This is a genomic window from Pseudonocardia sp. CA-142604 (genome assembly GCF_050948475.1).
GTDB classification, from domain to species: Bacteria; Actinomycetota; Actinomycetes; order Mycobacteriales; family Pseudonocardiaceae; genus Pseudonocardia; species Pseudonocardia alaniniphila.
In genome coordinates, this window is record NZ_CP192045.1 from 6064663 (window position 1) to 6087671 (window position 23009).

Sequence of the window (23009 nt, forward strand, 5' to 3'; positions counted from 1 at the left end):
CTCGTCGTCCTGCAGGGCTCAGCCCATGGCGAGCCAGCCCTCGCCCAGGCGCGCGGGCCGCGCCTTCTCCGTGTCCTGCTCCTCCGCTCCGGGGAGGGTGGACATCAACGCGAACAGGCCCCGTCGGCCTTCGAGAGGCTGGGCCGCGGAGGTGAACCCGTTCCGGCTCAGCAGCGCGGCCTCCACCGCGTTGGCCGCGGCCTTGCCGATCTGCACGGGTCCGGTGTCGGTCTCGGCTGCTGCGGCGAGGCCCGTCGCCTGCGTCGCACAGATACCGACCAGGTGGTGCAGGTGGCCGACCTCCAAGCCGAGCGCCCGACCGGCCGCCGCGGCTGCGCCGATGGCTCCGGCCGTGGCCTGCACACTCCATCCGGACTCGCTGTGCGCGTCACCGAGATCGGCACGGATGCGGTCGGCCACCACCTCACCGATGGCGATCGCCTCCGCGGCGGCGGCATCGTCGGCGGCCAGCGCGTTCGCGGCGGCGCATACCGCGACCCATGCCGGTCTGTCGTGGACCGCCGCCGCGGCCGCACCGTCGATCCACGCGGTCCAGAGCAGACTGCTCGGGCGCACCGCGACCTGCTTCAGTGCGCGCACAGGGGCCGCGTCGGATCCGCGGCGGGCGGCCTGCCGGAAGCGGCCGAGCTCAGCAACCGCGCGGTCGAGGGCCGCGGGCGGCGGCGCGGTCTCCCGGACGAAGTCCACGACCTCGGTGGTGGTGATCATCGGTTTGTCTCCCCCTCATTGGTTCTTCTCCCCCTCGCAGATCCCGCCCGGGCGGATCGCGGCGATCACCGCGTCGAACCCCACCGCCCCGGCGAGGGCATCGACGGCAGCGGCGACACGTCGCGCTGCCCCCGTGCCGAGAACCGGCTCTACCAGCCGGTCGACCTTCTCGAAGAGCTCCTCGTCGGTCAGCGGCCGCTCGAGGCTCCCGCGGGCGTGCGGAACGTGGACGCAGATCGGGTCACGGCCGGCCCGGTTCACCCGGATCGTCGCCTCGTCACGCGCACAGTCGTCGCTGGGCCGCAGCGTGATCAGCTCCCGCAGCCGCTCCACGTCGGGGGCAACCGCGCGGTCGTCGCCGAACTGCGCCAGCCCGCCCTCCCCATCCAGGAGGCCGACCGCTCCGGCGTGGTACGCGCTGAAGCGCGCCTGCAACCCGTCACGTGGCTGTCGTCTGCCCATCAACTCCGGCACCAGCGGGTGGCACATCAGCTCCACCGCGGTGATCGCCGCCGGATCGTCGAGCTGGGCGGACGCGGCCCGGGCGGCGTCGATCGCCGGGTGCGCCACGATCCCGCACGGATAGGGCTTGAAGGCGTTGTACTCGAGCTCCCAGTCCCGTTCCCAGCTGCCGCCGAGCGCACAGCGGTCGACGACGTCCGCGAACACCGTGAGCACTCCCCCGTCACCCAGCGGGTCGGCGACGCCGGTCATCCCGGCGGCGGCCAGCCGCGCGGCCAGCACACCGTTGACAGCTGCCTTGCCGGGGTGGAACGGCTTGGTCATCGAGCCGAACCCCTCGCGGTGCCCGAGCACCATCGTCGAGACGATGGCGAGCGCGTGTTCCAGCTGCGCTGCCGAGAGTCCCAGCAGCAGCGACGCGGACACGGCCGCGCCGAACACCCCGCACGTGCCGGTGATGTGCCAGCCCCGGTCGTAGTGGTTCGGGGACACGGCGTTCCCGATGCGCAGCTGCGACTCGCAGCCCAGCGCGAACGCGGCGAGGTAGCGCTCCCCCTCCACATCGAGCTCGGGAGCGAGCGCGAGCAGCGTCCCGAGTATCGCGGCACCGGGGTGGATCACCGTGGCGAGGTGGGTGTCGTCGAAGTCGTCGAGGTGAGCCGCCGTGCCCGCGAGCAGGGCGCCCCAGTAGGCGTCCACGGTGTCGTCGCGCCCGGCGACGCTCACGTTGTTCTCAGCACCGCCGTCCCCTGCGCCGTTCTGCTCCCGCGCCGTCGCCAGCAGCACGTCCACAGCGGCCGTCCTGGCCGCGCCGATGGCGGTGCCGAGCACGTTGAACAGGCTGCGTCGCGCGGCCCGGGCGACCTTCGGCGGCAGCGGGGTGGCACCTGCGGCCACCAGCCGCGTGCAGAACTCGGACGTCGTGGAGCCGACGGACACAGCGGGGAGCATGGGAGCGACGCTAGAAACGCGAAGGCGACGGAACAACGCCATCCCCGGCCGGAACCGTTGCACCCAGCGCAATGATCGACTCGGCCGATGCTCACCCTGCGGAGCCACGGGCCGAGACGCGCTCCCGGCCCCGTCTCCGTGCGATGCGGGCGAGGGCCTGGACGGTGGGGTGCTGCCCGATCGCGCGCTGGTAGGCGAGGAAGATCGTGCGCCCGGCCCAGTCCGGATCGTGGATCCGGATCCGGGCGACCCGCGGATGCCGATGGTCGTTCATCCCCTCGGGCACCACCGACACACCGATCCCGGCGCCCACCATCGCCTCCACGACGAACAGGTCGCTGACCTCGATCGCGAACCGGGGCACGAACCCGGCGCGCGCGCACGCGTTGATCATGTGGGTCCGGCTGCTGGCTCCGAGCTCCATCGAGATGAACGGCCGATTCGCCACTTCGCGCAACGACACCTGGTCACGCCCCGCCAGTGGGTCGTCGGCCGGGACCGCGAGGAGCACGTACTCGGTGAACAGCGGCTCCACCACGACGTCGGCCTCGGTCGGCGAGACCGAGGTGAACGCGACGTCGCACTCGCCGCGCAGCAACGTGGACACCACCTCGTTGGCGGAGCTCTGCCGGCAGTGGAACCGCAGTCCTGCCTGCTGCTGCAGCAGCTCGGCGAGTACACCGGGCACGAAGCCGAGCCCCAGCGAGTAGGTGTGCGCGATCCGGAGGAGCCGTTGCGGGCGCCCGGCCTCGGCCCGGGTGGTGTCCACGGCGTCGAGGCGGGCGCGTAGCACGGCCTGCGCCTCGCGCACGAGCACGCGCCCCGCGTTCAGCATCCGGACCTGGCGGCCGGCCTGCTCGACGAGCGCGATGCCGAGCTTGCGCTCGAGGGCGCGAACTCCACGTTGGACGGTGGCCACACTGACGCCCAGGTCAGCGGCGGTGCGCCCGAAGTGTTCGCGCTCGGCGAAGCTCACGAACATCTCGAGATCCGCAAAAGTGATCTCGTTGGAGGCCGGCTCGTCCATGGACCGAAGTATCCGGACCGCAGCGGCGTCTTGACGTATTCCCATATGGGTATATGATTCCCTCATGGCACGGGCACCGACGACGTCGGACGCGTTCAACGCAGTGGCCGAGCCCCGGCGACGGCAGATCCTCGACGTCCTCGCCGGCGGGGAGCGTTCCGTGAACGAACTCGTCGCACTGCTCGGCCTGGCACAGCCGCTGGTGTCCAAGCACCTGCGCGTACTGCGCGAGGTGGGACTCGTCAGCGTCCGCGACGAAGGACGGCAGCGGATGTACCGGCTCGACGGCCGCCCCCTCAAAACCATTCACGACTGGGTGCAGAACTACGAGCAGTGGTGGTCGCAGCGTTTCGATCGGCTCGATGTCGTACTCGAAGATCTCAAGAGACTGGAGAATGAGGACAATGGCGACGATGAACAGCGGAACGAGCAGCCGTAGCGCCGTGGTGACGCTCCCGACGGACACGCAGATCCTGATCACCCGTGAATTCGATGCACCCCGGCATCTGGTGTTCCGGGCGTACACCACGCCCGAACTGATCAAGCGCTGGTGGGGTGGGGAACGCGGCGAGGTCACGATCGCCGAGGTCGACCTCCGGGTCGGCGGCGCCTGGCGCTTCGTGCTGGGAGCGCACGGAGCCGAGTTCGGCTTCCACGGCGAGTACCGCGAGATCGTCCCGAACGAGCGCATCGTCGCCACTGAGGTCTACGAGGGCATACCCGACGCCGAGGCCGTGAACACAGTCACGATCACCGAGAAGGACGGGCGCTCCACGCTCACGGTCCTCGTGCAGCACCAGAACCAGGAGAACCGCGACGGCCACATCAACTCCGGCATGGAGGACGGGATGCAGGAGGCGTTGGACCACCTGGAGCAGGTGGCCGTCTCGCTCCGCTGAGCCGCCATCGACCCTGCGATCGGCACCTCGGTCCAGATCTTGGGCACCGGGGTGCCGATCGCATGGCGGCTAGCGGCATGCTCGATGCGGAGGTGGACGGATGGTGGTGTCCTCGGGTGACACGGACGTCGACGTGGTCGTCGTCGGCGGCGGGATCGGCGGGCTGGGCAGCGCACTCGCGCTCGCCCGCGCCGGGCTGCAGGTGCGGGTGCTGGAGCAGGCATCCGAGTTCGGAGAGGTCGGCGCGGGGCTGCAGATGGCACCCAACGCCACCAGGATCCTGCGCTCGTGGGAACTGCTCGACCAGGTCGTCGCCCACGGCGTGCTCCCCCGGCGGCTCGTCCTGCGCGATGCCCTCGACGGGCGGGAGCTGACCCACCTGGACGTGGCCGACCTGGAGCGCCGCTACGGGGCGCCGTACGTGGTGATCCACCGCAGCGACCTGCACTCGATCCTGCTGGAGGCCTGCCGCGGGGCGGGCGTGGACCTGGTGACCGAGGCCGCGGTCACCGACATCGAGATCGACGACGAGCAGGCCACGGCCGTGTCGGGCGAGCGGCGGGACACCGGCAGGCTCGTGCTGGCCGCCGACGGGCTGAACTCCCGGCTGCGCCGGCTGCTCAGCGACGACGAGCCGGTGAGCTCCGCCTACGTCGCCTACCGGGGAACGCTGCCGGTGGACGCCCTGCCCGACACGAGCGCACACACCCTCGACGACGTCGTCGTCTACATCGGGCCGACACGACACTTCGTGCAGTACCCCTTGCGTCGTGGCGAGATCCTCAACCAGGTGGCGGTGTTCCGCTCACCACGCGCACTCGCAGGCGAGCCCGACTGGGGCACCCCCGACGAGCTGGACGCGGCGTTCGCCGGCTCCTGCGAGGCCATCCGCGCCGCCCTGCCCGACCTGTGGCGCGATCGCTGGTGGCGGATGTACGACCGCGAGCCGATCACCGGCTGGGTCGACCGCCGCTTCGCTCTCACCGGCGACGCCGCCCACCCGATGCTGCAGTACCTCGCCCAGGGCGCCTGCCAGGCCCTCGAGGACGCCGACTGCCTCGCCGGGCAGATCACCAAGCACGCCGGCGCCGGCACCTCCGGCCGGAACGCGTGGGACGCCGCGCTCACCGACTACGCGGACCTGCGCACCGACCGCACGGCCCAGGTCCAGCGGGTGGCTCGCACCTGGGGCGAGCTGTGGCACTGCGACGGACTCTTCCGATCCGTGCGCAATGCCTACCTGAGCGATCGCGACCCCACCGACTACCGGCACGTGGACTGGCTGTACCGCACCTGAGATCCCGCACGGCCGGAAAAGCCCGATCGACCGACCTGAATGCTTTCTTCCGATATTGCGGCGATCCTCCTGTGGTGATTTGTCGAACGTTTAGCTTTCCTACCGGCCTGGTACGGTTGGCGCACCGGATGTCGCGCAGGATCACAGAAAATCCGCGGTCGAACAGGGGATCCCCATGGAAATCACCCAAGGGCTGCTGCGCGCAGTGCAACAGGGCCCCGACGCACCAGCCACCGTCTTCATGGGACGGACGCGGACCTGGGCCGAGTCCGCCGAACGGATCGCCCGGCTGGCCGGCGCCCTGCGCGGGCTCGGCGTGCAGACCGGCGACCGCGTGGCCATCCTCTCGGCCAATTCGGATATCTACCACGAGTTCATGCTCGCGGCGTGCTGGATCGGCGCGGCGTTCGTTCCCGTGAACACCCGGTGGTCGGTTGCGGAGATCGCGTTCTCGCTGCAGGACGCCGGCACCGCGGTGTTGCTCGTCGACGAGAACTTCGCTTCGTCGATTTTCGATCTCCGCACGCAGGCTCCGGTTCTGAAGCACGTCCTGTTCGACGGCGACGATTCGGGCCCGGACGACTCGTCCTCCGTGGAGGAGCTCATCGCCGGCAGTGAGCCCGTTGCGGATGTGCGTCGCGGTGGTGACGCCCTGGCCGCCATCTTCTACACGGGCGGCACCACCGGCGTGCCCAAGGGCGTGATGCTGAGCCATGACAACCTGATCGTCTCGGCGCTCGGCTCGATGGCCTCCGGCCACTGGACCCGGCCGGGGGCCACCTACCTGCACACCGCTCCGATGTTCCACGCCGCGGACATCTCCGGATGGGTCGCCGTGAACCTCGTCGGCGGCACCCATGTGTTCACACCCCGCTTCGATGCCGGGGCGGTGGCGCGGATGATCGAGGAGCACCGCATCACCGACACGATCCTCGTGCCCACGATGATCCAGATGCTGGTCGACTCACCCGAGGCCGCCCACGCCGACATGTCGAGCCTGCAGCGCCTGCTGTACGGGGGCTCCCCGATGTCGGAGGCGCTGATCGAACGGACCATCGCCCGGCTGCCCGGCACCCGTCTCACGCAGGCGTACGCGATGACCGAGATGTCGCCGGTCATCACACTGCTCGGACCCGAGGAGCATCACGATCCGCTCCTGCGGCGCTCGGGAGGACGAGCAGCCCCGCACGTCGAGATGCGGATCGTCGACGAGGACGACAACGACGTGCCGCCCGGCACCGCCGGCCAGATCGTCGCCCGTGGTGGCGGCCGGATGCTCGGCTACTGGAACCGGCCGAAGGAGACCGCCGAGGCGCTGGCGAACGGCTGGATGCACACCGGCGATGCCGGATACCTCGACGACGACGGCTACCTCTTCGTGGTCGACCGGGTCAAGGACATGATCATCTCCGGCGGCGAGAACGTGTACTCGACCGAGGTGGAGAACACGCTGGCCACCCACTCCGGCGTCGGGATGTGCGCGGTCATCGGCGTTCCGGATCCACGGTGGGGCGAACGCGTGCACGCCGTGGTGCTGCCGGCAGGCGGCGTCCGGGCCACCGAGGAGGAGCTGCGCAGGCACGTGCGGGAACGCATCGCCGGCTACAAGGTTCCGCGCAGTTTCGAGTTCGTAGACTCCATGCCGATGTCGGGCGCCGGCAAGATCCTCAAGCGTCAGCTGCGGGACCGGTACTGGAACCACCAGAAGCGGCACGTCTCCTGACGGTCCCCGACAGCTCCGAGAACCTCGCATCCAGGGTCGCGACGCGGACATGCGTCGCGGCCCTTCTCTCATGATCCCCGGCGCCATACTAAACTAGCCGTACAGTTCACTATTGCTGCCGCCGAGGAGAGCCAGATGAGCGTGTGGTTCGTGACCGGAGCCTCGAAAGGCTTCGGTGCCCAGATCATCCGCGAGGCGCTCGCCCGCGGGGAGCAGGCCGTCGCGACGGCCCGTAACCCGCAGGCTGTGCACGACGCCTTCCCGGACGCGGGCGATGCGCTGCTGGTCGCACCGCTGGACGTGGCCGACCAGGCGCAGGTGCGGGCGGCCGTCGACGCCGGCATGGAGCAGTTCGGACGCATCGACGTGCTCGTGAACAACGCGGGCCGCGGCCTCCTCGGCGCGGTCGAGGAGGCCGACGACGCCGAGGTCAGGGCGATCTTCGAGACCAACGTGTTCGGGCTGCTCGCCGTCACCCTGGCCGTCCTGCCGATCATGCGGCGGCAGCGCTCCGGGCGGATCTTCAACCTCAGCTCCGTCGGCGGCATCGCCGGCGGCGTGGGCTGGGGCATCTACGGGGGCACCAAATACGCGGTCGAGGGCATCTCCGAGGCCTTGCGTCGCGAGCTGGCCCCGCTCGGCGTGCAGGTCACGATCGTCGAGCCCGGGGTGTTCCGCACCGATTTCCTCGACGGCAGCAGCCTCCACGCCGCGAAGGCCGTACTCAGCGACTACGCCCCGACCGTCGGGCCGGTCCGCAACCGGGCGACCAGCGCCAACCACCAGCAGCCGGGCGACCCAGCCAAGGCGGCGAAGGTGATCGTCGACGTCGCAGAGGCGGCCGAGCAGCCCGTGCGCCTGCAGCTCGGCGCCGACTGCGTCGCGCGCGTCGAGGAGCGGCTCGCCGCCATCCACGCCGAGCTCGACGCATGGCGCGACGTCGCGGTCTCCACTGCCTTCGACGACGCGCGCGCCTGACGCCGCGGGCCGTGGGCGCGGCCGCTAGTGGACCGATCGGATCGTGCCGCCGTCGACTCGCAACGTCGCCCCGCTGACGTACGCGGCGTGCGGTCCGGCCAGGTAGGCCACGGCGCCGGCGATCTCCTCCGGACGGCCGAAACGGCCGACGTCGTTCGGAATCCAGTCCGCGGCCGCGGCCGCCTCGATCTCCTCCGGGGACTCCCCCCAGCCGCGGCCGGGAGCGATGTCCGCGAGATGGGCACGCACCGTGTCGACCATGATCGCTCCGGGCGCCACGACGTTCGAGGTGACGCCCGACCCCGCGAGCTCCCGTGCGAGTGACACCGCGAGGTTGTGCCGCGCGGCGAGCGTGGCGTTGTAGTGCGGCAGGCCGGACGTCGGCTGGATCGCCAGCCCTCCCCCGATCTGGATCACCCGGCCCCAGCCTCGCTCCCGCATCTCCGGCACCAGCCGCTGAATCATCCGCACGCCGGAGATCACGTTCACCTCGTAGGCACTGGCCCACACCTCGGGCGTCGCGTCGGCCCAGGACAGGTGGTCGTAGCTCCCGGCGTTGTTGACCAGGATGTCGATCGGGCCGCCGGACAGCGCGGCGGCGGCCACCGCGTCGGCTCCCGCGTCGGTCGCGAGGTCCCCGATCGCGATGTCGGCGCGCCCGCCCGCCGCACGGATCGCCGCGGCCACGGCTGCGGCACGGCCCTCGTCGCGGCCGTGCACCACCACGGCGGCACCCTCGGCGGCGAGGGTCGTGGCGATCGCCTGGCCGAGCCCCGCGCTCGCCCCTGTCACCAGAGCGCGCCTGCCGGTGAGTCGCAGATCCATGTTTTCCACCGTAGACCGCAGTGACCAGCAAAGTCTACAGTCGTATATATGACTCACGACGTCATCGGCGACGATCAGGACCGACCGCGCGCACACCGGCGCGATGCCGCCGCCACCCGCGAGGCCATCCTGCGGTCCGCGGTGAGCGCCTTCACGCGCTGCGGTTACGACGGGGCCGGCCTCCGGGAGATCGCGGGGGCCGCCGGCGTGACGGCGATGATGGTCAACCGCTATTTCGGCACCAAGGAGCAACTCTTCGCCGAAGTGGTGGATATCGCCTTCGCGCCGCGGACGATCCTCGTCGAGGACGGGCCCGGCCTGGCACACGGAGCCGCCACCGAACTCGTCGCCAGGACCGCTCCCGAGGCCGAGCATCTCGACCCGTTCCTCCTGATGCTGCGGTCGGCGCCCAATCCGCGGGCCGCAGAGATCATCCGCGCCGGTATCGAACGGCACGTCGGCGGCCGCGTCGCCGCGCAACTCAGCGGCGCCGCGGCAGGCGAGCGCTCCGAACTGCTGCTCTCGCTGATCGCGGGCATCTGGCTGATGCGCAAGGTCATCGGAACGCCCGCGCTCGCCGCGGCCGAACCCGGCGCGCTCACCGCGGAGATCGAGGAGCTGTTCCGCCTCCTGACGGGCGAGATCCGGGGCGAACCGATGAATCGCGCGGTAAGGTGATGATCGACCGATTCAAAGAATCTTCGCGTGTGACGAAATCGCGCTCACTCCCTGCTCACCATATGGCTACTCTCGAATGAACTGACATCACGTAACGCGAGAGGGGTAGTTTTGAGCGTCCTTGACGGCATTTTGGACGGCGTTCGGGAGGACCTTGCCGGGCGGCAGCAGGAGGTGTCGCTCGACGAGCTGAAGGCTCGCGTACTGGACAGCGCGCCCGACACGCTGGACCCGATGCCTGCATTCCGTTCCTCGAAGGTCTCCATCATCGCCGAGGTGAAGCGCAGCAGCCCGAGCAAGGGTGCGCTCGCCGACATCCCGGACCCGGCGTCGCTGGCGGGTGAGTACGCCGCAGGTGGTGCGTCGGCGATCAGCGTGCTGACCGAACGCCGCCGGTTCGGTGGCTCGCTCGAGGACCTGGCGGCGGTGCGGGCCGCCGTGGACATCCCGGTGCTGCGCAAGGACTTCATCGTCACCCCGTACCAGCTCTGGGAGGCCCGGGCCTGGGGCGCCGACCTGGCGCTGCTCATGGTCGTCTCGCTTCCGGGCGGCCTCCTGGAGGACCTGCTGGGCCTGGCGCGCGAGCTTCGGCTGACACCGCTGGTCGAGGTGCACACCGAGGAGGAGCTCGAGCGGGCGGCGCAGGTCGGCGCCGACCTCATCGGGATCAACGCCCGCGACCTCACCACGCTGTCCGTGGACCGCGGTGTGTTCGCCAAGCTGGCGCCCCAGGTGCCGGAGGGGGCAGTCCGCGTGGCCGAGTCCGGCGTCGCGGAGGCGGCCGACGTCGCGGAGTACCGCCGCTGGGGTGCCGACGTCGTGCTGGTCGGGGAGGCGCTGGTGCGCTCCGGTGACCCACGATCCGCTGTCGGCGAATTCATCAGTGCCGCCGGCTGACTCCGCCTCATCGAGCGCGGGATCGTCGCACGCGCCTGAGGACGTGATCCTCGGCGTCGACATCGGCACCACCTCGGTCAAGGTCGCCGCGTTCGGACCGGACGGCACGCTGCTGCGGCAGCACCGGACCGGCTGCGTCATCGCGCGGCCCTGCCCGGGGTGGGCCGAACAGGATCCGCTCGACTGGTGGCGCAGCTGCGTCGACGGCATCAGCGCGGTGGTGTCCGCGCTCCCGGCCGGGTCGACGGTGCGGTCGATCGGAATGGTCGGCCAGGTCAACACCCACGTCTTCGTCGACGAGCACCTGCAGCCGCTCTCCCCCGCCATCATCTGGCAGGACCAGCGCGGCAGCGAGATCGCCGCGGAGATCGACGCACGGTTCGCACCGCCGGTGAAGGTCCGGCTCTGGGGCGCGCCGATCACCCTCGACGCCTCCTTCACCGCGTCGCGGGCGCTCTGGTACGCCCGCAACGCACCGCGGGAATGGGCCCGTACACGGTGGATCCTGAGCCCGAAGGACTTCGTCGCGGCGAAGCTCACCGGTGCGATCCGGACCGACGGCCGGGCAGCCGTCCGCCTGGCCGACCGCACCGGCACGCGTTATCTGCCGCAGGCGGTCGACCTCGTCGACGGGCTGGCCGAGCGGCTGCCGCCGATCGCCGAGTCGACCGCCCCGCTCGGGCCGGTGACGGATCCACAGCTGGGGATCGGGGCCGCGGCCGTCGTGGTCGGGACGATGGACACCTTCGGCGACATCGTCGGCACCGCGACCACGCAGGCCGGCCGGGCCATGATCACGATCGGTACCTCGTTGGTGGCCGCCGGCGCCTCGGCACGGGCCGTCCCCACGCGCGGCATCGCCACGTTCCCGCCACACGCCGGGCTGTACGTGCACGCGGGTCCCACCCAGGCGGCCGGCGACTCGCTGCGCTGGTGGAGCCAGGCCTGCGGTCTGGACATCGACACGGTGCTGGCCCAGGCGGCGGGGGCGTCCGCAGGCTCCGCGGGGGTGGTCTTCACGCCGCATCTGATGGGTGAGCGGGCACCGCTGTGGGACGCCAGCGTCCGCGGGAGCTTCCTCGGGCTCAGCTCGGCCACCACGAGGGACGAGATGTCACGTGCGGTCCTCGAGGGCGTCGCGATGTCGGCCCGCCACGTGTTCAGCGGTGTGGAGGAGGCGTGTGCCCTGCCCCTGTCCCGGGTCGTGCTCTCGGGCGGCGGAGCACGCAGCGACCTGTGGGCCCAGATCCACGCGGACGTGCTCGGCCGTCCCGTCCAGCGGCTGCGGGTGCACGACAGCGCGGTGCTGGGCGCCGCACTCCTCGGCGCCGTCGGCGCCGGTGTCCACCCGGACGTCGAGACGGCGGCGGACAAGGCGGTGGAGGCCGATCGGGTCTTCACGCCGATCCCCGCGAACGCCCGGCGCCTCGACTCGCTGTACGAGGTCTACACGGCCTCGCACCGCGCGCTCGCCGAGATCCACTCCGCGCTCGACGTGTGGCGCACGGCGGTCGGCTGACGGAGCCCCAACCGCACGTTGAGGCACACTGGAACACATGGCGCAAGGGGTGGCAGAGGAGCAGGAGGACATCCATCCCGACGAGGTCGATGCCGTGATGGCGGCCACCCGTGTCCTGGTCGCGCTCAGCGCGCGATCGGTCGCCGGCCTCGACGGCCAGATCACGCTCCCCCAGTTCCGGGTGCTCGTGATGGTGGCCAGCACCGGGCCGGTGAACCTCGGCGCCGTGGCTCGCGCGCTCGGCGTGCATCCCTCGAACGCCACCCGCGCCTGCGACCGGCTGGTCGGCGCCGGGCTGCTGGATCGACGCGACGACCCGGGGGACCGGCGCAACCTCACGCTCGATCTCACCTCGGAAGGCCGCGCCCTCGTGCGGCGGGTCATGGACGACCGCCGGACCGCGATCGCCGAGATCCTCGCTCGTATGCCGGATGAGCAGCGCCGGACCCTCGCCCCCGTGCTGGAGTCGTTCGCCGCGGCAGGCGGCGAGGTGCCTGCGACCGACGTCTGGGCACTCGGCTGGACGACCTCCACGGCTTAGGAGGGTGTTCAGCGCGCCCCTAACGCGAGGCGTCTCGACCGGCGCCACCCGCAACCACCTCGCGGGTGCGGCGGCTCCGCAGGCCCAGTGAGCGTTCCCGGTGGTGTTCCTCGGCGAAGTCGCGCAGCCGGCCGTCCAGGAGCTGTTCGACGGTGACCAGGCCCAGGAGGCGGCCGGGGTCGTCCCGAGCGACCACGGGTGCCGCGCTGACGGCCGTCTGCGCGAACAGCGAGGCGACCTCGCGCAACGTGTCGTCGGCGTGCACGACCACCGGCGTGCCGATCATCACGTCTCCTGTCGTGTGCGCGCCGGGGACCGGGGTGACCAGTGACTGCCGCGGCGCCACCCCCACGAGCCGCCCCCCGCCGTCGAGCACCGGGAACAGCCGCTGCAGCGGAGCGCGCGCTGCAGCCGGCTGGTCGCACGACGCGCGGCGGGGCACCACGGCGGCGAGCGCCGGAGTGGCGAGCGGCAGCGAATCCTCGCGGCGCAACGTCGCCGGGGACGCGTGCATCACCTCGTCGATGAACAGCACCGCCAGCGGATCCACGTCGTACTCGCGAGACAGGTGGAAGCCACGGCGGGCGATCCGCTCCGTCAGCACCGAGCGGCGCAGGATCAGCGCCGACACCGCATAGGCCGACACCGAGGCGATCAGCAGCGGCAGCAGCGCGGGCCAGTCCCGGGTGAGTTCGAGCGCGAAGACCACCCCGGTCAGCGGGCAGCGCATCACTCCGCCGACGACCGCGGCCAGCCCGACGATCGACCAGAACCCCGGCCCGACGGCCGGGAAGAGGTGACCCTCCAGCGCGCCGATCGCCCCGCCGATCATGAAGATCGGCGCGAGCACCCCACCGGACGTGCCCGAGCCGAGCGACAGCCCCCAGATCAGTGCCTTCACGACGAGGATCCCGACGATGAGCGACAGCGTCGCCCGGCCCGTCAACAGCTCGTCGATCACGTCGTAGCCGACGCCGAGCGCCCGGGGCTCGATCAGCCCGCCGATCCCGATCACGAGGCCACCGATCGCGGGCCACCACATCCAGTGGATCGGCAGCCGCATGAACCCGTCCTCGGACAGGTACACCAGCGCGGTCAGCGCCACGGCCAGCAGCCCGCCGATCACCCCGGCGCCGACGCAGAGCAGGTCGGTCAGCGGCGTCGGGGCAGTCGTCAGGGCGTCGACCGGGAAGATCGGACCGCCTCCGAGCAAAGCCGCGCGCACGACCGTCGCCACGGCCACGGCCGCCACGACAGGCACGAAGCTGCGCGGCCGCCATTCGAACAGCAGCAGCTCCACCGCCAGGAGGACCGAGGCCATCGGGGCGTTGAACGTGGCCGCCATCCCGGCGGCCGCGCCCCCGACCATCAACGCCTTGCGCTCGTCGGCGGTGAGGTGCAGGTGCTGGGCGAGGATCGAGCCGAGCGCACCTCCGGTCATGATGATCGGCCCCTCGGCGCCGAACGGGCCGCCGGTGCCGATGCTCACCGCCGCCGACACGGGCTTGAGCACCGCGACCCGCGGCTCCACCCGGCTGCGCCGCATGACGATGGCCTCGATCGCCTCCGGCATGCCGTGCCCGCGGATCTTCTCGGAGCCGTAGCGCGCCATCAGACCGACCACGAGACCACCGACGACGGGCGCGGCGAGGATCAGGATCGCCGGGTGCGCCGCGGCTCCCGGAGCGACCAGGGTGGTCTCCACCCGCTGGTAGAAGACCACGTTCGTGATCAGCCCGATGAGCATCTGGAGCACCCACGCCGCCACCGCGCCGATCGCGCCGATGGGAAGGGCCAGCGCAGCGGTCACCAGCACCCGGCGGTTCAGCGTGAAGTCACCGAGATGGGTCGCTCTCCCCCGGACGACCGTCGGTAGGTCACGCCGGGCTCCGGCTTCGTGCTCCATAGCGGCCATGCTCGGCGATTTCGTCGCAGTACCGCAACGATTGCGTTAGGCCAATCACTTCGTACGGCCTGTTCCGGACGAGCACGAGATCACGCATTTCGCGGCTATCGACAGAAAATGGATGAACAGGATTTCAGTGCAGCAGCAGCTTCAGGCACATGGTGACGACGCCGAGAACGCCGCTGGCCGCGGCCCACCCGAGTGCACCGAGGCTGCTCGCGCCCGCCCGCCGGGCCGCGAGATGCCCGAGTGCGACGAGCAGCACCGTCGACGTCGCGAGTGAGGCGTACACCGCGAGTTCGAGCCAGTCGGTGAACAGCTCGACCACGATCAGGACCACCAGGGGCAGGTAGGCAGCCTCGACCATCGGCCAGCCAGCACGCAGCTCACGCCCGATGGCAGCACGGGTGGCCCGCCACCCCTCCGGCCGCCCGCGCACACCGGCGGCGAGCAGGTGCGCGTACCGCTCGGCCACCCAGTAGACGAACAGGGTGACCAGGACCGCCACTAGGATGTCGCCGAGCGTGCCGTGCAGGCTCGCCGCCATCATCACGGCCGCACCGACGACGGTGCCGTGGATGGCGTAGGCGAGCTCGTGCTCGTCGGACCATCGGTTCCGGTGCAGCGCCGCGGCCCGCACGATCCAGGCCGCGATGGGCGAGCGTGCCTGCAGGTCGTCGCGACCTCCCGATGCCTCGCCCATCGACCCTCCTTCGCCCGCGGCCCACCGTGACCGGCCGGTGCGCGGCGCCGCATCGCCCGCGGCGGATGAGGCCCGGCGCCCGCGTGTGCCCTGCACGGACGGGCGAATCGCGTCTCGACACCTGCCGCCCGGCGCTTCACGAGCCAGAACGACCTTGCCCGGCCGGTACCATCCGCCCGGTGGATCAGCTGAGCGGGCGGCGCCATCACACGGACCCAGTGCTGCACGCCGTGCCGATCGGGGTCGTCGTGCTCGACGAGTCGGGGCTCGTCCGCGAGGTCAACCCGGTGGCGGCGGCGCTGCTCGGCAGGTCCGTGCCCGAGCTACTCGGTGCCGACCTCCACGCCGTCATGCACGAGGCCGGAGGCCACGAGGTCCCCAGCTGCCCCTTCCGGCCCGCCAGTACCGCGCTCGACTCGGCGGCCGAGCAGATCCTCCGCCCGGACGGCACCACCGTCGACGTCCGCTGCCGGATCGAGCCCCTGGTCGAGGACGGGATGATCACCGGTTCGGTCGTCGCGATCGATCCCGTCGTCGAGTCCGCGGTTCCGCGCGGCGACGGGTCCCGCGACCGTTTCCTCGCCTGCCTCGAGCGCGCGCTCCAGCCGCTGGAGGATCCCGACGAGATCATGGCGACGGTCGCGCGGCTCCTCGGCGAGCACATGGAGGTCGACCGCAGCGTCTACGCCGAGGCCGAGCCCGACGAGAACCACTTCACGATCACCGGTAGCTACGCCAGGGGGCTGCCCGAGCTGACGGGCCGGATGGCCATGTCGGACTTCAGCGCCGACGCGCTGCGGTGCATGCGGGCGGGCGTCCCGTACGTGCTGGCCGACGCGGAGACCGATCCGCGGGTGCTGCCCGAGCAGCGCCGGGCCCATCACCGCGCCGGTTTCACCGCGGTGATCTGGGTGCCGCTGCAGAAATCCGGCCGCTTCGTCGCCGCGATGGCCGTGCAGCATCGGACCCCGCGGTTGTGGTCGGACTCCGAGATCGACCTGCTCACCACGGTCGTCGGCCGGTGCTGGGAGTCACTGCAGCGCGCGCACGCCCTCGGCGCGGTGCGCGAGAGCGAGGAGCACTTCCGGCTGATCGTCGAGCGGGCGGGCGACGCGATCTGGCTCGCCGACGACACTCTGCACTTCATCGACGTCAACGAAGCCGCCTGCGCGCTGCTCGGTCACTCCCGGGAGGAGCTACTGACCCTCGGCGCGGCGGACGTCGTCCGTCCCGAGGACGTCCCGCGGCTCGACGCCCTCGTCGCCAAGCTGCACGCCGGCGCCTCCGTCACCGAGGTGTGGGAGATGCGCCGCAAGGACGGCGGCACGGTGCCCGTGGAGCTGAGCATGCGCTCGGCGACGGACGGGCGGCTGCAGGCGATCGGGCGCGACATCACGGAGCGCCGCAGCGCTGAGGCGGAGCGCGAGCGTCTGCTGCGGCGCGAGCAGGAGACCAACCGGCAGTTGCAGTTGCTGCAGCGGGCCACCGCAGCCCTCTCCGCCGCGGCTACCCCGGCGCAGGTCGGGGCGGCTGTCGTCGAGCAGCTCAGCCAGCTGGTGGGCGGGCGTTCGGTGGCTGCCTGGAAGGTGCGTGGAGCCGGCGACCTCGAGGCGCTCGCCGTGGCGGACTGGCCGCCGGAGCTCGTCCGGAGATGGAGCGAGCCGGGCACCGATGCCGCCGGTCCGGTGATCGACGCCGCCACCGGCGGCAGGCCCCTCTGGCTGGACGGGGACACCGCATGGGCGGGCCACGACCCCGGCCTGCGGGAGGAGCTGCAGCGGTTCGGCTTCGACGCGCTGGCCTGCCTGCCGCTGTCCACCGCCGGGCACTGTCTCGGTCTCGTGACCCTCGCCCTCCCGCCCGGACGCGTGCTGGGCGCCATCGAGCGGGCCACCGCCGAGTCCCTCGCCGAACAATGTGCCCAAGCCCTGTACCGCGCAGGCCTGCTGCACGCCGAACGGGTGGCCCGGCGGGCCGCCGAGGAGCTCAGCTCCATCGTGGCTGCGCTGTCGGGGGCCACCAGGCCCGCCGAGGTCGCCGACGTGGTGCTCGACCACGCGATCGGGCTCGGCGCCGAGTCGGCGGTCCTCGTCCTGCACGAGGGGGCGCACCTGGTGCCGATCGCCGGGCGCGGACCCGAGGCGATCGCAGCGGCCGCGGTGGCGCTGGACGCCCCTGACGCACTCGCCACGGTCGTCCGCACGGGTGTAGCGGAATGGAGCGGCAGCCCGATCGCCGTTCCCCTGGTGCTGTCGGACCGGACGATCGGGGCCGTCGGGCTGTGGTTCGCTCCGAAGGACGGCGCCGTCCCCGAACTGCCCGCCGAGCAGCGCGGCGCCGTGCTCACCGTCGCCGGACAGTGCGCGCAGGCGCTCGACCGGGCCCGCCTGCACCAGGCGGAGCACGAGGTCGCCGACGTGCTGCAGCGCAGCCTGCTTCCTCGCGAGCTGCCCACACTGGCCCGGCTGGCCGCCGCGGCGCAGTACATGCCCGCCGCCGAGCACTCCCTCTCCGGCGGCGACTGGTACGACATGCTTCCGCTCGACGGCACCCGTGTCGCGCTGGTCGTCGGCGACGTCGTGGGCCACGGCCCGGCGGCGGCGGCCGTCATGGGTCAGCTGCGCAGCGCGCTCGCCACGCAACTGCTCGACGGGCATTCCCCCGCCGCCGCGCTCGAACGGCTCGACCGGTTCGCCGACCGGGTCCCGGGCTCGGCCGGCAGCACCTGCGCCTGCCTCACGTTCGACTGGGCCACCGGAGAGCTGCGCTGGGCACTGGCCGGGCACCCACCCGTCCTGCTCGTCGACGACGCGGGCGCGCGGTTCCTCGACACCGGCGCCAGCGCGGTGCTCGGTGTGCGCGGACGCCCGCCGTACCGGGAGCGGAGCGCCATGGTGGCGCCCGGCGCGTCGGTGATCCTCTACACCGACGGGCTCGTCGAACGCCGTGACGAGGTGGTCGACACCGGGCTCGATCGGCTGCAGCAGGCCGCCGAACGCCTCGCCGACCACGGCCCGGACGAGCTGGCACGAGGACTGGTCGAGGCCGTGCTGGGTGAGGAGGGCCCGGCCGACGACGTCGCGCTGCTCGTGGTGCGGGCCATTCCGGCACCGCTGCACCGGCGGCTGACGGCCACGGCCAGCAGCATGAGCCCGCTCCGCCGCTCGGTGAGCGAGTGGGCGTCCACGGCCGGGCTCCCCGAGGAGACCACCGAGGACCTCGAGCTCGCGGTCAGCGAGGCGGGCGCCAACGCCGCCGAGCACGCCTACCCGGAGGGCGGCGGCCACTTCGAGTACACCGTGGCCCGCGCCGACGACGGCGCTGTCGAGGTGCACGTGCACGACCAGGGCCGCTGGCGGCCGGTCCCGGCCGACAACGGCCACCGCGGGCACGGCCTGCGGGTCATCGATGGGCTCGTCGAGGAGTTCGTGATCGACCGGGGAAACAGCGGCACCCGTGTGAGCTTCCGGTTGCCCGCCCCGCCGCCGTCGGCCGCACCCGGTCCGCTGCGGCCCCCGGCATATTCCACCGCCCGGGCTCCTGAGCCTGCGAGCGTCGAGGAGCGGCACGGCCCGGACGGGGAGCGCGTGCTCGCCGTTCTCGGCGATATGGACCTGGCCGGCCGGGGAACGGTCGGGGAGGCCCTGTTCGAGGCAGCCGGGCTCACGGGCCCGCTCGTCCTCGACCTCACCGGCGTCGGGTACCTCAGCAGCGCGGGTGTCGCCGTGCTCGCCGAGGCGAGCGCGATCGCCGGTGACGGGCTCTCGATCGTCGTGGCTTCCGGGTCTGCGCCCGCCCGGGTGCTGGAACTCACCGGTCTCGCTGACGCACTGCCCGTGGTCACGGCGGCGCCGACCGAGGCGTGAGCCGGGTCAGCCGGTGTCCAGGATCAGGCGGCCGCAGCGGTCGCCGATCATCATCGACGGCGCGTTCGTATTGCCCGAGGTGATGGCCGGCATGATCGCTGCGCTCGCCAGGCGCAGGCCCGTCACACCGCGCACGCGCAGCTGCGGATCGACCACCGCGAGGGCGTCCGTGCCCATGCGGCAGGTGCCGACAGCGTGGTAGTTGGACTCGGAGTACGTCCGCATCGCCGCGACCACCTGCTGCTTCGTCCTGAGGTCCGCCGGGGGCACGGCACCGTCGTCGACCACACGGTCGCGCAGCGCCTTCGCGTTGATCAGCTCACGCGCCAGCTCGTAGCCCTCCAGCGCCGTATCGAAATCCTCGGACGTCTGCAGGAAGTTGGGCTGGATGATCGGCGGCATCCGTGGATCCGCCGATCGCAGCCGGACATAGCCGCGGCTCGTGGGGTGCAGGTTCATCACGCCGATCGGCAGTGACTCGGCCGGATACGGGACCCGCGCCATGCGCGTGTAGTAGACCTGGAACTGGAACCGGGGCGCGCCCGGCACTCTGCCGTTGCCGGTGAACACGTTGACGTCCATCGCCGTGACGTGGCTGGGTGGCTCGGGGGTGCGGAGCCTCTTCGAGACCACGGAGATCAGGTGGTCGTGCAGGTTCTGCCCGACACCCGGCAGATCCTCGACGACCGCGATGCCGAGCGGCTCCAGATCGGCCGCCGCACCGATGCCGGAGAGCTGCAGCAGCCGCGCCGTGTTGACCGACCCCGCGCTGACGATCACCTCCCGGTTCGCGGTGACCGCGATCTCGTGACCACCCGCGTCGATGAGCACACGGTCGATCGTCTTCCCGCGGTCGAATGCGAGGCGGGTGACGAGCGCGTCCGTCATCACCGTCAGACGCGGATCGGTCAGATACGGCGTCAGGAACGTGCTGAAGGCGTCCTGCCGGATCCCGTTCACCACGTTGAGCTGCGTGTAGGCAACCCCGAACTGACTCTTGCCGTTGTAGTCCGCGTTGAACGGATAACCGGCATCGATTGCCGCTTTCACGACGACGTGGGACAGGGCGTTCCGCCTCGGCAGCTCATTCGACGGCCGGATCGGCCCGGTCAATGCCGCGAGCGACGGGAGCACACTGCGGTAGTCCCAGCCCGGGCAGCCGCCTGCGGCCCAGCCGTCGTAGTCGGCGGGGTTGCCGCGGACCCAGACCATCCCGTTGACCGAGCTGCTGCCACCCTCCAGCCTGCCGCACGCGAACGACTGCCGCCTGCCCAGCAGCGCACGCTGCGGCTCCGACTCGAACGGCCAGTCGGTCGTGGCGCCCGGCGCCGTCAGGCTCTCCGACCTCGTGAAGTCCCGCACGTCGGGCCGGTTGTTGGAGCCGCCGGCCTCGATCAGCAGGACGCTGGCCCGGGTATCCGCGAGAAGCCGCGCCGCCAGTGTGCAGCCCGCCGAGCCCGCACCGACGATGACGTAGTCGTACGCGAGCGGGCGGCTCGAACCACCGCGAATGTGAGAACCGATGCCGAACGCTCCTGCCGAGACACCGAACAGCTTGAGCAGATTGCGCCGGGTCATCGGTCCTGTATTCAGCCGGGGAATGAAATCGCGGGTATCGCGGAGGCTTGTCCGAACCGTCCTGGGCATCATGTCCTTCATACGAGAGCGCTGCCCCGAGCCTGAGCCCGGGGCAGCAGGATAACGCACGACTCTCGGTCGAGGACTCGATATTCGCTGTTCTTGTGCTCCGATTCGTGCTATTCGGGATACCTGGCGGACTTCTACGGAAATTGCGCCCTTCGGGCGACTGTCCCCGTCAGCGGTCCAGCCAGGTGGTACCGAAGAACATGTCACGGGTCAGGTACCGCACGACTCCCTTCACCTCCGGCTTCGCGATCGTCGAGAGATAGCCGCGGCTGGTGTAGGCCATCGAGATGTCCTGGTTGGTCACCAGCTGCACCTGTTGGTAGAGGCGGGTGCGCTCGGCGTCGTCGGTGGTGGCGGCGGCCCTGTCGAGCAGTGCGTCCACCTCGGGGTTGGTGTAGCCGCCGTAGTTCTGGTTGCCGCCGGTCCGCAGGACGTTCTGCGCCGCCGGGTACGGCGAGTCCACCGGCCCGCCGACGGTGCCGGCCAGCTGGAAGTCGCGGCTCTGCACGACGCTCGAGGAGTACTGGGCCAGGTCGAAGAACTGCGGCTGCACGGTGATGCCGATGGCGGCCATCTGCGCTTGCAGGAACTCGGCGAACGCCATGCGGTTCGGGGCGTTGGTCGTCTTGTAGACCACCGTCGTGCTCCCGCCCTCGGCCACGTACTCGGCCACGAGCTGCTTCGCACGTTCGGGGTCGTAGGACGGGTACGCGGCGGCCGCCTCCGGCGTCTGGTATTCGCTGTTGTCACCGAAGTATCCGTGCGCCGGTTCCATCCGCCCGCGGTACTGGGTGGCCGCGAGCGCCTGGGTGTCGATCCCGCGCACCAGGGCCTCGCGCATCCGGTGGTCGTTGAACGGCGGCTTCTCGTGGTTGAAGTAGAGCCACTCCGCGCCGTGCCCGGATCCGTAGTAGACGGTCAGGTTCGGGTTCTCCGACCCGCGCAGCAGCTCGGTGTGGTAGCCGCCGAAGATCAGGTCGACGTCCCCGTTCTCCAGTGAGGCGTACCGGCTCTCGGTGTCGGGAAGCGGCCGGAACTGCAGCCCGTCCAGATAGGGCATGCCCTCCTGCCAGTAGTTCGGGTTGCGCGTCAGCTCCATCCGGGAGTCGCGCGTCCAGTTGCCGAGGACGAACGGACCAGCGCCGACGGGGTTGTTCGCGATCTGGTCGCCGTACTTCTGCAGCGCGGCAGGCGAGATGATCTGGCCGAGACTGCCGGTGGTGAAGCTGCCCGCGAACGCCGTCGGGAACAGTCCGAACGGCGACTTCAGCCGGAACTCCACGGTGAGCGGGTCGACGGCGGTCATCGACTCGATCGGCTCCGTGAACCGGTGTCCCGGGGACGACGCCTTGTCGATGTGCCGCTGCACGTTGACGATCACGGCCTGCGCGTCCAGCGGCGTGCCGTCGGAGAAGGTCACGCCCTCCCGCAGACCCATCCGCCAGGTCCGCCCGCCGTCCGTGCTGTCCATCGACTTCGCCATGTACGGCTCGGCCGAGCCGTCGGGCTTGAGCTTCATCAGCGAGTCGTAGACCGCCAGCGCGGCCTGGTTGGTGTTCTGCACGGTCGGGTCGAACCCGACGACCTCGCGGTCGGTGCCCATGATCAGCACCCCGCCACGCTTCGGGGTCCCCTCCGTGGCGGGGTCACCCCCGTACGGGTTGACGGTGCGGATCCCGCCTGCGGCGGCCGTTGTGTCGGCTCCCGGTGCGGCGCCGCACGCAGCGAGTACCAGTGCGGACAGCGTCGCCGCGAGCGCCGCCAGCAGACGGGTGCGGGGTCGGCGGGTCTCGGTGGTGGTCACACGATCTCCTCGTCGAGCTCGTCGGCCGGATCGATGTCGTCGCCCGAGACCGTCGCCGCGTCAGGCCCGGGCGGTGTGATCACCGTTCCTGGGGGTGGGTCGCCAGCGGTTGCACGGTGATCTCGAGCCACGGCCACATCGGGAGCGTCGTGAGCGCGTCGTGCAACACGGTGGCGTCGTCGGCGGTGAAGAGCCCGACCCAGTCGGTCCGTCCGGGCACCCGCCACAGCCGCTGCAACATCCCCTCGGTGCGCCACCGGCCCGCGACGGCACGCTCGAGCGTGCGCATCTCGGCGCGGCGCTCGGCGGGGAAGTCCCGCGGCAGCTTGTTGCGGGCGTGTACGAGGAACTCCATCACGCACCTCCCGCAGGAACCGACCACACTGCCGGGTACCGGCCGATCTGTACGTGCCTCACAGGAACTCCTCGGGGAACGGCGGCCACAGGGACCGCGGAACTCACGCTAGGGCGGGTGGCAGCCGCGCCGAACCGTGCCGATGACCTCATCCGTCCGGCCGGCGGTCCCGGACGGCATACGTCGGATGTCCCGGTCCAGG

Annotated in this window: 19 protein-coding genes; 10 read left to right on the top strand and 9 right to left on the bottom strand. The window is 71.3% G+C overall.

The features are described from left to right. Window positions 1-18: 18 nt before the first annotated feature. From ACQPZQ_RS27550 to ACQPZQ_RS27560, 3 genes are all read right to left on the bottom strand, one after another. Window positions 19-729, bottom strand: coding sequence for an MmgE/PrpD family protein (locus tag ACQPZQ_RS27550; protein ID WP_433285379.1), 711 nt, complete (start codon window positions 727-729; stop codon window positions 19-21). 15 nt (window positions 730-744) lie between these two features. After that, a complete protein-coding gene (locus tag ACQPZQ_RS27555; protein WP_433285380.1) occupies window positions 745-2142 on the bottom strand; it encodes an MmgE/PrpD family protein in 1398 nt (465 codons plus the stop codon). A 91-nt stretch (window positions 2143-2233) separates the two neighbouring features. Beyond that, on the bottom strand, window positions 2234-3169 hold the full coding sequence (locus ACQPZQ_RS27560) for a LysR substrate-binding domain-containing protein (protein WP_433285382.1): 936 nt from the start codon (window positions 3167-3169) through the stop codon (window positions 2234-2236). Between the two features lie 64 nt (window positions 3170-3233). On the opposite strand from ACQPZQ_RS27560, the gene ACQPZQ_RS27565 reads away from it, so the two are divergent. From ACQPZQ_RS27565 to ACQPZQ_RS27585, 5 genes are all read left to right on the top strand, one after another. Further along, complete coding sequence (locus tag ACQPZQ_RS27565; protein WP_433285384.1) at window positions 3234-3608, top strand: ArsR/SmtB family transcription factor; 375 nt, start codon at window positions 3234-3236, stop codon at window positions 3606-3608. Continuing rightward, entirely contained in the window at window positions 3583-4068 is a 486-nt protein-coding gene (locus tag ACQPZQ_RS27570; RefSeq protein WP_433285386.1) for an SRPBCC family protein, read from the top strand. Before ACQPZQ_RS27565 ends, ACQPZQ_RS27570 begins: the two co-directional genes overlap by 26 nt. 100 nt (window positions 4069-4168) lie before the next feature. Next, window positions 4169-5365, top strand: coding sequence for an FAD-dependent monooxygenase (locus ACQPZQ_RS27575; protein ID WP_433285388.1), 1197 nt, complete (start codon window positions 4169-4171; stop codon window positions 5363-5365). Between the two features lie 175 nt (window positions 5366-5540). Further along, on the top strand, window positions 5541-7088 hold the full coding sequence (locus ACQPZQ_RS27580; RefSeq protein WP_433285390.1) for an acyl-CoA synthetase: 1548 nt from the start codon (window positions 5541-5543) through the stop codon (window positions 7086-7088). A 135-nt stretch (window positions 7089-7223) separates the two neighbouring features. Further along, window positions 7224-8066: an oxidoreductase gene (locus tag ACQPZQ_RS27585; RefSeq protein ID WP_433285392.1), complete on the top strand. Its 843-nt coding sequence runs from the start codon at window positions 7224-7226 to the stop codon at window positions 8064-8066. Between the two features lie 24 nt (window positions 8067-8090). On the opposite strand, the gene ACQPZQ_RS27590 is transcribed toward ACQPZQ_RS27585, so the two are convergent. After that, the gene (locus ACQPZQ_RS27590) at window positions 8091-8891 is read right to left on the bottom strand and encodes an SDR family NAD(P)-dependent oxidoreductase (protein WP_433285394.1); all 801 of its coding nucleotides are present in this window, start codon (window positions 8889-8891) and stop codon (window positions 8091-8093) included. A gap of 48 nt (window positions 8892-8939) precedes the next feature. Between ACQPZQ_RS27590 and ACQPZQ_RS27595 the strand changes: the two genes are divergently transcribed. The 4 genes from ACQPZQ_RS27595 to ACQPZQ_RS27610 all read left to right on the top strand — a co-directional run bounded on the left by ACQPZQ_RS27595 (window position 8940) and on the right by ACQPZQ_RS27610 (window position 12526). Then, a complete protein-coding gene (locus tag ACQPZQ_RS27595) occupies window positions 8940-9569 on the top strand; it encodes a TetR/AcrR family transcriptional regulator (protein ID WP_433285396.1) in 630 nt (209 codons plus the stop codon). Between the two features lie 111 nt (window positions 9570-9680). Beyond that, entirely contained in the window at window positions 9681-10466 is a 786-nt protein-coding gene (gene trpC, locus ACQPZQ_RS27600; RefSeq protein ID WP_433285398.1) for an indole-3-glycerol phosphate synthase TrpC, read from the top strand. 43 nt (window positions 10467-10509) lie between these two features. Next, window positions 10510-11985, top strand: coding sequence for a xylulokinase (locus tag ACQPZQ_RS27605; protein WP_433285400.1), 1476 nt, complete (start codon window positions 10510-10512; stop codon window positions 11983-11985). Between the two features lie 37 nt (window positions 11986-12022). Continuing rightward, complete coding sequence (locus ACQPZQ_RS27610; protein WP_433285402.1) at window positions 12023-12526, top strand: MarR family winged helix-turn-helix transcriptional regulator; 504 nt, start codon at window positions 12023-12025, stop codon at window positions 12524-12526. Between the two features lie 19 nt (window positions 12527-12545). Here the strand turns inward: ACQPZQ_RS27610 and ACQPZQ_RS27615 are convergent, their stop codons facing one another. Beyond that, the gene (locus tag ACQPZQ_RS27615; protein WP_433285404.1) at window positions 12546-14432 is read right to left on the bottom strand and encodes a chloride channel protein; all 1887 of its coding nucleotides are present in this window, start codon (window positions 14430-14432) and stop codon (window positions 12546-12548) included. A gap of 133 nt (window positions 14433-14565) precedes the next feature. After that, complete coding sequence (locus ACQPZQ_RS27620; RefSeq protein WP_433285406.1) at window positions 14566-15135, bottom strand: hypothetical protein; 570 nt, start codon at window positions 15133-15135, stop codon at window positions 14566-14568. A gap of 179 nt (window positions 15136-15314) precedes the next feature. Here ACQPZQ_RS27620 and ACQPZQ_RS27625 point away from each other — a divergent pair, with 179 nt between their 5' ends. Beyond that, the gene (locus ACQPZQ_RS27625) at window positions 15315-19001 is read left to right on the top strand and encodes a SpoIIE family protein phosphatase (protein WP_433285408.1); all 3687 of its coding nucleotides are present in this window, start codon (window positions 15315-15317) and stop codon (window positions 18999-19001) included. A gap of 6 nt (window positions 19002-19007) precedes the next feature. On the opposite strand, the gene ACQPZQ_RS27630 is transcribed toward ACQPZQ_RS27625, so the two are convergent. The 3 genes from ACQPZQ_RS27630 to ACQPZQ_RS27640 form a co-directional block, all read right to left on the bottom strand. Next, the gene (locus ACQPZQ_RS27630) at window positions 19008-20579 is read right to left on the bottom strand and encodes a GMC family oxidoreductase (protein WP_433285410.1); all 1572 of its coding nucleotides are present in this window, start codon (window positions 20577-20579) and stop codon (window positions 19008-19010) included. Window positions 20580-20817: 238 nt separating this feature from the next. Further along, a complete protein-coding gene (locus ACQPZQ_RS27635) occupies window positions 20818-22452 on the bottom strand; it encodes an ABC transporter substrate-binding protein (protein WP_433285412.1) in 1635 nt (544 codons plus the stop codon). Window positions 22453-22531: 79 nt separating this feature from the next. Further along, complete coding sequence (locus ACQPZQ_RS27640; protein ID WP_433285414.1) at window positions 22532-22807, bottom strand: muconolactone Delta-isomerase family protein; 276 nt, start codon at window positions 22805-22807, stop codon at window positions 22532-22534. Window positions 22808-23009: the final 202 nt, after the last annotated feature.